9 protein-coding genes are annotated in these 12,862 nt (G+C 72.3%); 7 read left to right on the top strand and 2 right to left on the bottom strand.

Annotated features, from left to right (window positions below; translation table 11 throughout):
* Positions 1-28: 28 nt before the first annotated feature.
* Positions 29-1,321, top strand: coding sequence for a DivIVA domain-containing protein (locus ABEA93_RS07405; protein WP_345674499.1), 1,293 nt, complete (start codon positions 29-31; stop codon positions 1,319-1,321).
* Positions 1,322-1,945: 624 nt separating this feature from the next.
* Here the strand turns inward: ABEA93_RS07405 and ileS are convergent.
* Positions 1,946-5,125 carry an isoleucine--tRNA ligase gene (ileS, locus tag ABEA93_RS07400; protein ID WP_345674498.1) on the bottom strand — a complete coding sequence of 1,060 codons (3,180 nt, stop codon included), beginning with the start codon at positions 5,123-5,125 and terminating at the stop codon, positions 1,946-1,948.
* 994 nt (positions 5,126-6,119) lie between these two features.
* Here ileS and ABEA93_RS07395 point away from each other — a divergent pair.
* From ABEA93_RS07395 to ABEA93_RS07370, 6 genes are all read left to right on the top strand, one after another.
* On the top strand, positions 6,120-6,719 hold the full coding sequence (locus tag ABEA93_RS07395; RefSeq protein WP_345674621.1) for a TraR/DksA family transcriptional regulator: 600 nt from the start codon (positions 6,120-6,122) through the stop codon (positions 6,717-6,719).
* 68 nt (positions 6,720-6,787) lie between these two features.
* Positions 6,788-7,528, top strand: coding sequence for a signal peptidase II (gene lspA / locus ABEA93_RS07390; RefSeq protein ID WP_425584870.1), 741 nt, complete (start codon positions 6,788-6,790; stop codon positions 7,526-7,528).
* 30 nt (positions 7,529-7,558) lie between these two features.
* Positions 7,559-8,506 carry an RluA family pseudouridine synthase gene (locus ABEA93_RS07385; protein ID WP_345674497.1) on the top strand — a complete coding sequence of 316 codons (948 nt, stop codon included), beginning with the start codon at positions 7,559-7,561 and terminating at the stop codon, positions 8,504-8,506.
* A 95-nt stretch (positions 8,507-8,601) separates the two neighbouring features.
* Positions 8,602-10,206, top strand: a complete 1,605-nt coding sequence (locus ABEA93_RS07380) for a Na+/H+ antiporter (RefSeq protein ID WP_345674496.1) — start codon at positions 8,602-8,604, stop codon at positions 10,204-10,206.
* Positions 10,207-10,290: 84 nt separating this feature from the next.
* On the top strand, positions 10,291-10,869 hold the full coding sequence (locus tag ABEA93_RS07375; protein WP_345674495.1) for a dienelactone hydrolase family protein: 579 nt from the start codon (positions 10,291-10,293) through the stop codon (positions 10,867-10,869).
* A 96-nt stretch (positions 10,870-10,965) separates the two neighbouring features.
* Positions 10,966-11,439 carry a DUF4240 domain-containing protein gene (locus ABEA93_RS07370; RefSeq protein WP_345674494.1) on the top strand — a complete coding sequence of 158 codons (474 nt, stop codon included), beginning with the start codon at positions 10,966-10,968 and terminating at the stop codon, positions 11,437-11,439.
* A 23-nt stretch (positions 11,440-11,462) separates the two neighbouring features.
* Here ABEA93_RS07370 and ABEA93_RS07365 read toward each other — a convergent pair whose 3' ends face one another.
* The gene (locus ABEA93_RS07365) at positions 11,463-12,629 is read right to left on the bottom strand and encodes a mechanosensitive ion channel family protein (protein WP_345674493.1); all 1,167 of its coding nucleotides are present in this window, start codon (positions 12,627-12,629) and stop codon (positions 11,463-11,465) included.
* Between the last annotated feature and the right edge of the window lie 233 nt (positions 12,630-12,862).

The following is a 12,862-nucleotide window of genomic DNA, read 5'->3' as shown; positions in this document are numbered from 1 at the left end:
ATGCCGACGATCACGTTGAGGTGAAGAAATGCCGTTGACCCCCGAGGACGTGCGTAACAAGCAGTTTACGACCGTCCGTCTCCGTGAGGGCTATGACGAGGACGAGGTCGATGCGTTCCTCGACGAGGTCGAGGCGGAACTGACCCGCCTGCTTCGCGAGAACGAAGACCTGCGGGCCAAACTCGCGGCCGCCACGCGCGCCGCGGCGCAGAGCCAGCAGCAGGCCCAGCAGGCCGTGCAGCAGCAGCGCAAGGAGAACGAGCGCCGCGACGCCCCCGCGCCCGCCGCCATATCCGGGCCCAACCCGGTTCCGCCCGGCGGCCCCATGGGCGGTCCGCAGCAGATGCACCCGAACGCGGCGGCCACGCAGATGATGCCGCAGCAGGGCCAGGGCCCGATGCCCGGCCAGGGTCCGATGCAGGGTCCGGGCCACATGCAGGGCCAGGGGCCCATGCAGGGCCAGGGTCCGATGCAGGGGCAGGGCCCGATGCCGGGTCAGCCGCAGCTCGGCCCCGCCGGCATGCCGGGCGGTCCGCAGCAGCACCAGCTGCCCGCCGGGCCGGGGCAGTTCCCGGGTCAGCAGCAGATGCAGCAGCACCAGCTGCCCGCCGGTCCGATGCAGCAGCAGCACCCGATGCAGCAGCAGGGCCAGCTCGGCGGCCCCCCGCAGCTCGGCGGCCCGATGGGTCCGGGCCAGATGGGCGGTGCCCCGCAACTCGGCGGCGCCCCGCAGCAGCTCGGCAACCCGGGCGGCGACAGCGCGGCCCGCGTCCTCGCCCTCGCGCAGCAGACCGCCGACCAGGCGATCGCCGAAGCGCGGTCCGAGGCCAACAAGATCGTCGGCGAGGCCCGTACCCGCGCGGAAGGCATGGAGCGCGACGCGCGCGCCAAGGCCGACGCCCTGGAGCGGGACGCGCAGGAGAAGCACCGCGTCGCGATGGGCTCGCTGGAGAGCGCCCGCGCGACCCTCGAGCGCAAGGTCGACGACCTGCGGGCGTTCGAGCGCGAGTACCGCACGCGCCTGAAGTCCTACCTGGACAGCCAGCTTCGCCAGCTGGAGTCGCAGGCGGACGACTCGCTCGCCCCGCCGCGCACTCCGGCGACCGCGTCGCTGCCGCCGGCGATGTCCACCTCCCCGGTGCCGTCGTCGATGACCCCGGCCATGACGCCGTCGATCGGCCAGCAGATGGCACCCGCCATGAGCCAGCCGTCGATGACCCCGCAGATGGCCCCGGTCCGCCCGCAGGCCCCGCAGCCCCAGCCGATGCAGCAGGCCTCGCCGATGCGCGGCTTCCTCATCGACGAGGACGGCGACAACTGACAACGGACTGACACCGGTCCCGCACCACGCGCCGAGGCCCGCCCCGAACGGGGGCGGGCCTCGGCGCGTTCGCGTCGGGTCGGCATGCGGCGGATTCCGGACGGCGGGGTGACGGCGGACCCGACGGCCGCCGCAGCGAGCCGTCCTCGACACCGCCGTCGCCTTCTTCATCGGCCGCGACGGCTGCTACCCCGACGGTCGCACCGTCATCGCGAACCTGACGATGCTCCGGAAGCCGCTGGGCGCAATGTCCGTCGACGGCGTGTACTGGACCCTCCGGGCCGAGCTGATGTTCTACGTCCTGTTGCCATCGTCGTGTGGCGCGGCGTCACCTACCGGCGGATCGTGATCTTCTGCGGCGTCCGGACGCTCGCGGCCGTCCCCGCGGTCGCCCCGGACGCCGTCGTCGCGGTGCTGACCGCGGGCATGCTCGTCGCGGTCCCCCTGCTGGAACGCTTCGTCGAACGCCCCCTCGCCAAGCGCATGCGGACCGTGCTCACGAACGCGAAGTGGAGCATGCCGCGCGACCGACCGGCAGCACCGCCGGCCGCACCGGCCGACAGCCGGCACGCCGAAGGGGAGGGTCCGCACACCGTGCGGACCCTCCCCTTCGCCGCTACCGGCTCAGCCCGCGTCGCGGACCGGCTCGGTGCCGATCTTGCGGAGCCAGAACATCAGGCCGAGGCCCTCGTCCTGGTGCACCGTCAGGTTCTCGTCCTCGGGCGCGCCTTCGGCGAAGGCCAGAGCGAGGACCTCCTCGGAGATCGTCGTGCCGTGCTCCAGCAGCGCGGTGCGGGTGTGCTCGTCCTCGTCCGCGCTCCACCACACGACGATCCGGTCGGCCACGTCGAAGCCCGAGTTCTTGCGGGCCTCCTGGATCAGCCGGACCGCCTCACGCGCCGTGCCCGCAAGCCGCAACTCGTCGGTGAGGTGCAGGTCGAGCGCGACCGTGGCACCCGACTCGCTCGCCACCGTCCAGCCTTCGCGCGGCGTCTCGGTGATGATCACCTCGTCCGCCGAGACCGCGACCTCGGCACCGTCGACGACGACCGCCGCGCTGCCCGACTCCTTCAGCGCGGCCGACAGCGCCGCCGCGTCCGACGCCGCAATCGCGCCCGCCACCTTCGGCGTCTCCTTCGCGAACCGCTTGCCCAGCGCCCGGAAGTTGCCCTTCGCGCTGTACTCGACCAGGTCGCCGCCCGCCTCCGACAGCGACGCCAGCGACACCACGTTCAGCTCTTCGGCGATCTGCGCCCGCAGCTCGTCGGACAGCGCCTCCCAGCCCTGCGCGCCGACCAGCGCGCGGCCGAGCGGCTGCCGGATCTTCACGCCCGAATCCGCGCGCGTCGCCCGGCCCAGCTCCACGAGACGGCGCACCAGCACCATCTGGCCCGACAGTTCGGCGTCGATCAGCGCCGGATCCGACACCGGCCAGTCCGCCAAGTGCACCGACGCCGGGGCATCCGGCGCCACCGGCACCACGATGTCCTGCCACACCCGCTCGGTGATGAACGGGGTCAGCGGCGCCATCAGCCGCGTCACCGTCTCCAACGCGGTGTGCAGGGTCGCCAGCGCGGCGGCGTCGCCGTTCCAGAAGCGCCGCCGGGAACGCCGCACGTACCAGTTCGACAAGTCGTCCACGAACGCGGACAGCGCCTTGCCCGCCCGCTGCGTGTCGAACGCCTCCATCGCCGCGTCCACATCGGCGACGAGCTGGTTCAGTTCGGACAGCAGCCAGCGGTCGAGCAGCGGCCGGTCGGCCGGCGCCGGATCGTCCACCGACGGCGTCCAGCCGGACGTGCGCGCGTACAGCGCCTGGAAACTGACGCTGTTCCAGTAGGTGAGGAGCGTCTTGCGCACCACCTCCTGGATCGTGCCGTGCCCGACCCGGCGCGCCGCCCACGGCGAACCGCCCGCGGCCATGAACCAGCGCACCGCGTCCGCGCCGTGCTGGTCCATCAGCGGGATCGGCTGGAGGATGTTGCCCAGGTGCTTGGACATCTTCCGGCCGTCCTCGGCCAGGATGTGCCCGAGGCAGACCACGTTCTCGTACGACGACCGGTCGAACACCAGCGTGCCGACCGCCATCAGCGTGTAGAACCAGCCGCGCGTCTGGTCGATCGCCTCGCAGATGAACTGCGCCGGGTACGCCTGCTCGAAGATCTCCCGGTTCCGGTACGGGTAGCCCCACTGCGCGAACGGCATCGCGCCCGAGTCGTACCACGCGTCGATGACCTCGGGAACGCGCACCGCCTCGGCCCCGCACGCCGCGTCGCCGGCCTTCACCGGGCACGCGAACGTGACCTCGTCGATGTACGGCCGGTGCGGGTCCAGGTCCGACAGGTCCCGGCCGGTCAGTTCGGACAGCTCGGTGAGCGAGCCCGCGCACGTCAGGTGGCCCTCGGCGCAGCGCCAGATCGGCAGCGGCGTGCCCCAGTAGCGGTTCCGGGACAGCGCCCAGTCGATGTTGTTGTTCAGCCAGTCGCCGTAGCGGCCGGTCTTGACGTTCTCCGGGAACCAGTTCGTGCGGTCGTTCTCCCGCAGCAGCGCGTCCTTGATCGCGGTCGTGCGGATGTACCACGACGGCTGCGCGTAATAGATGAGCGCGGTGTGGCAGCGCCAGCAGTGCGGGTAGCTGTGCTCGTACTCCATGTGCCGGAACAGCAGGCCGCGGGCGTCCAGGTCGGCGACCAGCGCCTCGTCCGCCTTCTTGAAGAACGCGCCGCCGACGAGCGGGAGTTCCGGTTCGAACGTGCCGTCGGTGCGGACCGGGTTGACGACCGGAAGGTCGTACGGCCGCACCGCGGCGAGGTCCTCGGCACCGAACGCGGGGGCGGCGTGCACGATGCCGGTGCCGTCCTCGGTGGTGACGTACTCGGCGAGCACCACGAAGTTCGCGCCCTCGAGCGGGACCAGGGTGAACGGACGGCCGTACGACCAGCGTTCCATGTCGCGGCCGGTGAAGCGGTGCGCCGGGTCGGCGGTCCAGCCTTCGCCCAGGGCCTTCTCGACGAGGGCTTCGGCGACCACGACCGGGCGGGCGCCGTCCTTGCGGGCGACGACGTAGGCCACGTCCGGGTGGACGACGGCGGCGGTGTTGGACACCAGCGTCCACGGCGTGGTCGTCCAGACCAGCAGGTCGGCGTCGCCGGCGAGCGGGCCGGAGGTCAGCGGGAAGCGGACGTAGACCGACGGGTCGACGACCGTTTCGTAGCCCTGCGCCAGCTCGTGGTCCGACAGGCCGGTGCCGCAGCGCGGGCACCACGGCGCCACGCGGTAGTCCTGGACGAGGAGGCCCTTGTCGAAGATCTGCTTGAGCGACCACCAGACGGACTCGACGTACTCGGGGTCCATCGTCCGGTAGGCCTGGGACATGTCGACCCAGTAGCCCATGCGCCGGGTGAGTTCCTCGAACGCGTCCACGTGCCGCAGCACCGACTCGCGGCACTTGGCGTTGAACGGGCCGACACCGTAGGCCTCGATGTCCTGCTTGCCGGAGAAGCCGAGCTCCTTCTCGACGGCGAGTTCGACGGGGAGGCCGTGACAGTCCCAGCCGGCCTTGCGGCGGACGTAGTGGCCCTTCATCGTCTTGAAGCGCGGGAACACGTCCTTGAAGACGCGGGCTTCGATGTGGTGCGCGCCCGGCATGCCGTTGGCGGTCGGCGGGCCTTCGTAGAACACCCAGCGCGGGCCGTCGGCGGTGCGCTCCAGACTCCGGGCGAAGATGTCGTTGTCCTGCCAGAACGCGAGGACTTCGTGCTCCATGGCGGGCAGATCGACCTGCGCCGGTACCGGGCGGTACATAGGTGCCTTCCTTCCGCGGGCTTGTTTGCCTAGCCGGCGAAGGGACGAGGCATCACGCCCCGCGGTACCACCCTTCTTGGCCGCCCACCGCATCGTCGGGTGCGCGACCCACTCGAGGTCGGCGAGAGCCGGGTCTACCCGTCGGCCGCGGCGGGGTGGTGCTCGGGAGGCTGCCCGGGGGCAGCCGTGCGTGGGCGCGGCCGGCGCTCTTCCGGCGGCTCCGGGGTGATATTCGGACCGTGCACGCCACCGGGCTCCCACCGTCCCCGGCTCGCTACGGGCTGCGTACGGACCTACTCGTCCCCATCGACGCCTTCTCGCTGCGGAAAGTCTACGGGCATCCGAGGCCGCCCCGCGTGCGGGTTTGCGGGCGGCGTGGCGGGAGGGCCCGCGGGCGGGTTCGGGGGCGGGTTCGGGGCGGTGCGGTGGGCTTGCGGTGTGGAGGGGTGGCCTGCGGTGTGGGTGCGAGGCGGGGTGGGGGCGCGGGGGTGGGGTCGCGGGAGGACTGCGTGCCACGGCTCCGAGAGCCCGGCCGCCCGGCCCCAGGCGCCTCGCGGCTCCGAGAGCCCCAGCCACCCGGCCCCGAGGCGTCTCGCCGTTCCGAGAGCACCCAGCCACCCGGGCCCCGAGGCCCGTCACGACTCCGAGAGCCCGGCCGCCCGGCCCCCAGGCGCCTCGCGGCCCGCCCCTCGGGCTTGTCACCCCCTGTCCACTCCTGTTCAACGATCCGTATCCCGTCCGGTAACGAAGCGGACACGCACAACAGGGATAGTCGCGCCCGGTTCTGGGCAGAACCGACTTACGTTGCCGGGACCTGGGCCTGCCGAACGCCGGATTCCGGTGACGCGTCCTGCGTGTTCGGGGCTTGTGGGGGCCGGATCGCGTAGGCTTCCCCAGCTGTTTGCGAAATTTCATAGGAAATGTCCGAATCACTGCTCCGGATAGCGCAGGCATGACGACCGAACAGACCCTACGGAACGAGGGGGCCGTGACCATGGCGGAAAGCGGCAAGGCGGCCGGAGGCCGGACCAAGAGCGCGGCGACGGCCAGGTCCACGGCCTCCGGAGGCCCGGCGACCAGGGCGACCGGTTCGCGCAGCGCATCGCGCGCGAACACCGCCGGCGCGAAGGCCAAGGCCGCGCCGGCCGCCACCGCGACGGCGACGGCACTGGCCCCGCCGCCCGGCGGCGTACATCCCGCGTCCACCTACCCGGTGCGCCCGGGCGAGGACGCCTGGACCGAGGAGGAAGTGCACGAGTTGCGCGACGGCCTCCTCGACGAGGTCGCCCGGCTCACCAACGAGATCCGCTACGCCGAGCACGAGATCGCCGACATGCTGCGCGACTCCGGCGACGGCGCGGGCGACGACCAGGCGGACACCGGGACCAAGAATTTCGAGCGCGAGCACGAGATGGCCCTGACCAACCAGACCCGTAACATGCTGAGCCAGTCCGAACGGGCCCTGCGCAGGCTCGCGGACGGCACGTACGGAGCCTGCGAGTCCTGCGGGTCGCCGATCGGGAAGGCTCGTCTCCAGGTTTTCCCGCGTGCGACCCTGTGTGTCACCTGCAAACAGCGCGAGGAACGCCGATAACACCCGGTCCGCCCGGGACCGGTGCTCTCCGCTGACCTGGGAAACCCACCCGAGAAGCGGAGCGAGTCATCGGTACCGGAGCGGAACGGCGGGACGGCAGCGCGCCCCTCGTCGACAAGGGCAGCGTCGGCCAGGACAGCACCGACAAGGACAGCACCACGAATACGCACGACCAGGCGGCCGGGCCGGACGAGCCCGGCCGCGCCGGAGACGGCGCGGCGGACGGAACCGCCGCGCCGTCCGCGCGCCCGCAGCGCCGCCGCATCGCGGTCCTGCTCGGCGTCGCCGCGTTCGCGTACGTCCTCGACGTGGTCACCAAGCTCCTCGTGGTCGCCAAGCTCGAAGGGCACGACCCGATCGACCTGCTCGGCGACTGGCTGCAACTCCGCGGTACGCGGAACCCGGGCGCCGCGTTCGGCATGGGCCAGGCGTACACGATCGTCTTCTCGCTGATCGCCGCCACTGTGGTCGTGGTGATCCTGCGGCTGTCCCGCCGTCTCTACAGCGTCCCGTGGGCGATCGCGCTCGGGCTGCTGCTCGGCGGCGCGTTCGGCAACCTGACCGACCGGATCTTCCGGTCGCCCGGGTTCCTGCGCGGCCACGTGGTGGACTTCGTGGCGCCCAAGCACTTCGCGGTCTTCAACATGGCGGACTCGGCGATCGTGGTCGGCGGCTGCCTGATCGTGCTGCTGTCGTTCCTCGGCCTCCAGCCGGACGGCACCCGCGAAGGCGACGACAGCGACGACAGCGAGGACGGCGAGGACGCCGGCGAGGCCGAAGCCGACGACCGCGGCCCCCGCGCGGACTGACCCGTCCGCGGGACCCGGCATACTCGACGGGTGACTGCCTCCACCGGAACCCCCGAGATCCGTACCCTGCCCGTCCCGGACGGCCTCGAAGGCGAGCGGGTCGACGCCGCGCTCGCGCGGATGTTCGGGTTCTCCCGGACCCGCGCCGCCGAACTCGCCGCCGCGGGCAAGGTGCTGCTCGACGGGCGACCGGCGGGCAAGTCCGACCGGGTCTCCGGCGGCGCGTGGCTCGAAGTGGAGATGCCCGCGGCCCCCGCCCCCGTGCGGGTCGTCGCCGAGCCGGTGCCCGGCATGGGCGTCGTGTACGACGACGACCACATCGTCGTCGTCGACAAGCCGCTCGGCGTCGCCGCGCACCCCAGCCCCGGCTGGCAGGGCACCACGGTCGTCGGCGGGCTCGCCGCGGCCGGCTACCGCATCGCGACGTCCGGCGCCGCCGAGCGCCAGGGCATCGTGCACCGGCTCGACGCGGGCACCAGCGGCCTCATGGTGGTCGCCAAGTCCGAACGGGCGTACAGCCTGCTCAAGCAGCAGTTCCGGGACCGCACCGTGGACAAGCGCTACCACGCGCTCGTGCAGGGCCACCTCGACCCGCTGTCCGGCACCGTCGACGCACCCATCGACCGCCACCCCAAGCACGACTACAAGTGGGCGGTCGTGGCGAGCGGCAAGCCGAGCGTCACGCACTATGACACCGTCGAGGCGTTCCGCGCCGCGAGCCTGCTGTCCATCAAGCTGGAGACCGGCCGCACCCACCAGATCCGCGTGCACATGTCCTCGCTGCGCCACCCGTGCGTCGGCGACATGATGTACGGCGCCGACCCGACCCTGGCCAAGCGCCTCGGCGTCGCCCGGCAGTGGCTGCACGCGGTGCACCTCGGCTTCGAGCACCCCGGCTCCGGCGAGTGGGTCGAGTTCGACAGCACCTACCCGGACGACCTTGCCGGGGCGCTGGAGCGGGTCGCCGACCAGGGCTGACGCGCCCCGCCCGGGGGCACGGCGCGGACGGCGCGCCCCGGGCGTCCCGCCGCGGCCTCCCGCGGATTCCGGCATTTCCCGCGTAGCGTGCTCCCGTGGACCAGCTGACCGTCCTGTTCCTGCTGTTCCTGGTCACGCTCATCGCGGTGCCGCTCGCGACGCGGATCCGGATGCCGTACCCCGTGGTGATCACCCTCGGCGGGCTGCTGCTCGCGGTGATCCCCGGGGTGCCGGAACTGCGCATCGAGCCCGAACTGCTGCTGCCGCTGCTCCTGCCGCCGCTGCTGCACACCGCGGGATGGCGGACGAGCTGGCGCGAGTTCCTCGCCAATGCGAAGCCGATCCTGCTGCTCGCGGTGGCGCTGGTGCTGGTGACCACCACGGCGGTGGCGTACGTCGCGCACGCGGTCGTCCCGGGCCTGCCGGTCGCCGCCGCGGTGGCGCTCGGCGCGCTGGTGGCGCCGCCCGACCCGGTGGCCGCGTCCGCGGTCGCGGCGGGGCTGCGGCTGCCGCGGCGGCTGGTGTCGATCCTGGAGAGCGAGGGGCTCTTCAACGACGTCACCGCGATCGTGCTCTACCAGGTGGCGGTGTCCGCGGTGGTCACCGGCGAGTTCTCGGCACCGGTCGCGGTGGGCAAGTTCCTGCTGTCCGCCGTGGTGGCGTGCGCGGTCGGCTACGGCGTGGCGATGATCGCCGCGTGGGGCTTCCAGTTCTTCACCGACGCGCGGCTGCGGGCGCTGGGGACGCTGCTCGTGCCGTACGTCGCCTACGCGCTGTCCGACGAACTCGGCGGCTCCGGGGTGCTCGCCGTCATCGTCGAAGTGCTCGTGCTGCGCGCCCGCGGCACCGAAGCGGAGGACGCGCTCGGCCGGCTGTCCGGCAGCGTGTTCTGGGCGATGACCGAGTTGATGGTCACCGGGCTGACCTTCGGGATCATCGGCATCGAGCTGCGGACCGTCCTCGACGTGCTCGGCACCGACGTCGGGGCGGTGCTCGCCGAAGCCGCCGCGGTGGTCGGCACCGTGATCCTGGTCCGCGGCGCATGGCTGTTCCCCGCCGCGGTCCTCGCCCGGCGCCGCAACCGGCTCGCCAACGAAGCCGAGGACCCGGACGAGCGCGACCTGGCCCCGGTCGGGCCGCGCGAGACCGCGGTGCTGTGGTGGGCGGGCATGCGCGGAGTGGCGACCGTCGCGCTGGCCCTCGCGCTGCCCGCGACCACCGACGCGGGGGACCCGTTCCCGGCCCGCGACCGGCTCGTGGTGATCGCCTTCTCCGTGGTGATGGTCACCCTCGTCGTGCAGGGGCTCACGCTGCCGGGGCTGGTCAAGCTGCTCGGCGTCCGGGAATCCGAGGACCGGCTGGGGCAGGCCGAGGACGAGCTGCGGGTCCGCTCGCTGGTGGCCGCGCTCGCGCGGCTGCGCGAGCTGGAATCCCGGGGTGACATCCCGGAAGACCTGATCGACAGCCTGCGCAACCGCTGCCAGGGGCTCATCGCGCAGGTCGACCCGGACGCGTACGAAGACGAGGCCCGCGCGGCCTTCGCGGAGCGCCGCCGCCGCAAGAAGGAGTTCGCGCGCGTCGACGCCGAGCTGAACGAGGCCGCCCGCGAGGCGATCAAGGCGGCCCGCAACGAGCCCGGGGTCGACCCCGCCGTCGTGGACAAGCTGCTGCGCCGGATCGACATGAAAGGCTGGGGCTGAAGCACCCGCGTCGAACACGCACCCGCACGCACCCCGCACACCCGTGCGCACCCGTGCACACCCGTCCCGTACCCGGAGGAACCCGTGGCCCGCGTCCTGCTCTTCCACTCGGCCTACGGCCTTCGCCCCGCCGTCCACGCAGCCGCCGAGCGGCTGCGCGCGGCCGGGCACGAGGTCACCGTCCCCGACCTGTACGACGGAAAGGTCGCCGACACCGTCGAGGAAGGCATGGAGCTGCGCGAGGAGATCGGCCGCGACGAGCTGCTGCGCCGCGCGGTCGCCGCCGCGGGCCCGCTCGGCAAGGGCGTCGTCTACAGCGGCTTCTCGCTGGGTGCGTCGATCGCCCAGACCGTCGCCCTGTCCGACGAGCACGCCGCCGGCCTGCTGATGATGCACGGCACCTCCGACCTGCGCGACGACGCCGAGACCGAGATGGCCGTCCAGCTGCACGTCGCCGAACCCGACCCGTTCGAGACCGAGGACTGGCTCAACGCCTGGTACCTCCGCATGCTCGCCGCGGGCGCCGACGTCGAGGTCTTCCGCTACCACGGCGCCGGCCACATCTACACCGACCCGGAGCTGCCCGACTACGACCGGGAAGCCGCCGAGGCCACCTGGTCCACCGCCCTGGCCTTCCTCGAGGAACTCGACACCCAGGGCTGAGCGCACCGCCGCCGATCGGCTCAGCCGTGCCGCGACACCAGCCCTCCGACCCGGCAGGCAACCATCGGGGCTTGACGCGTATGTGACGATTTACCCGTGTTCGGATGGGATGAGTTCTGGGAGCTGATCGACCTTCTCGGCGGTCGCGCGGACGATGACGCGTGCGAGCGGCTGACCGACGTGTTGGCGACCCGGTCCAAAGCGGCCGTCGTCGGGTTTGCCGACCTGCTGGCGGAGGCCCTGTACCGGCTCGATCGCGCCGACCTGGCGGCTCTGCCGTACATCGACGTGACCGACCGGGACGGCCTGCCCGTGCCGATGTCCGCCGACGGGTTCCTGTACGCGCGCTGCGGGGTCGTCGCCGCCGGCCGCGAGGCCTATACGCATGTGCTGGCCGACCCCAGCGGCTTCTGCTCCTATACCGCCGCCGAGTACGACGGCGAACCGCTCCTCTACGTCGCGGAGGACGCGTGGGAGCAGCTCACCGGCCGCCCGTGGGAGCACGAGGAGCCCTACGACTACGAGACCGGTTCGAACCCGGAGGGCTGGCCGGGCCTCGCGCCGCGCTGACCCGGGCGGGGCCGGCCGGACGCTCAGCGGCGGTTGAGGTCGACCCGGGGCTTCTTGGCCAGCTCGACGAAGCGGCGCGGGCCGTCCTGCGCCGGGATGGCCGCGGACTGCTCCTCGTGGTGCGCGTCGTCGCCGTACATCGGGGCGGCCGGAACAGCCGCGGTGGCGATCCGGGGCAGCGCGTACGGGTGCTTGCGCCGCACGAAGTCGAGCAGCTTCTCGCGCACCTCGCACCGCAGCGTCCACACGTCGTCGGAGTCGCGTGCGGTGACCACGGCGCGCAGCACGATCGTGGACGGCGTGGTGTCGGTGACGTACAGGCTCCAGCCCTGCCCGTCCCACAGCCCGCTCTCCTTGAGGATCCGGTGCAGTTCCTCGCGCAGTTCGCCGACCGGTGCCGAGTGGTCCAGGTGCAGGAAGACCGTGCCGGTCATCCGCATGTCGGTGCGCGACCAGTTCTCGAACGGCCGGCTCGTGAAGTACGACACCGGCATGACGATGCGCCGCTGGTCCCACGTGTTGATCACCAGGTAGGTGAGGGTGATCTCCTCGATGGTGCCGAGCCCGATGTCCTTGTTGACCACGACGGAGTCGCCGATCCGCACCATGTCGCTGAAGGCGATCTGCAGTCCGGCGAACAGGTTGGACAGCGCCGACTGCGCGGCGAGACCGGCGACCACGCCGATGAGGCCCGCGGAGGCGAGCAGGCTGGTGCCGATCGTCCGCATGCCGGGGAAGGTCATGATCATCGCGCTGATCGCGATGACGCCGACGACCGCGGCGGCGACCCGGCGGATCAGGTCGATCTGGGTGCGGACCCGGCGCACCCGGGCCGCGTCGGTGGCGACCGCGGCGTAGCGCTCGAACGAGGTGTTGACGAGCACGTTGGCGGCGTGGATGGCGAGCCACGCGCACGCGCCGATCACGGCCAGCACGAGGAAGTGGCGGACTGAGCCGCGGCTGCTCTCGGGCAGGTCGGCGGCCGGTTCGGCGGCGAGCATCAGCACGGTGCCGAGCGCCACTACGCAGGATGCGCGCGACCGGCGCAGCATCGGCCACAGGGCCCCGGAGCCGGGGCGCCGGGTCTGGACTTCGCGGGCGACCTTGGCGAGCAGCCACGAAATGATGCCGGTGCCGGCGAGGACCGCGACCAGAACGATCAGGGGGCGCAGGATCTCCCAGACGTCCATGGCTGGTGGTTCTCCCTTTCTCCCGCGGGTTCTCCCGAGGGCTCCCTCCCGGGGTCTGCCGGGGGTTTCCGGCGGGGGCGGTTGCCGGGTGACGAATTCGCAACGCTAGTCACCCCCAAGGGTGACGTCCACACGGGTCGTCGACATGGCGTGGGGTCCCGGCCACCCATCCGGTCGTGACTTAGACTCGGGGGCTGCACGCGTGAGAGCTTCAGACCCGGGCGGGTTCCGTC

The sequence above is a fragment of the Yinghuangia aomiensis genome (genome assembly GCF_039542225.1).
Classification (GTDB): Bacteria; Actinomycetota; Actinomycetes; order Streptomycetales; family Streptomycetaceae; genus Yinghuangia; species Yinghuangia aomiensis.
The sequence above is the reverse complement of the archived record's forward strand: the minus strand, read 5'-3'. Positions and strand labels throughout refer to the sequence as shown.

Coding starts and splice junctions, on each gene's coding strand:
- ABEA93_RS07405 (WP_345674499.1), top strand. CDS start 29: ATGCCGTTGACCCCCGAGGACGTGCGTAACAAGCAGTTTACGACCGTC.
- ileS (WP_345674498.1), bottom strand. CDS start 5,125: ATGTACCGCCCGGTACCGGCGCAGGTCGATCTGCCCGCCATGGAGCAC.
- ABEA93_RS07395 (WP_345674621.1), top strand. CDS start 6,120: ATGGCGGAAAGCGGCAAGGCGGCCGGAGGCCGGACCAAGAGCGCGGCG.
- ABEA93_RS07365 (WP_345674493.1), bottom strand. CDS start 12,629: ATGGACGTCTGGGAGATCCTGCGCCCCCTGATCGTTCTGGTCGCGGTC.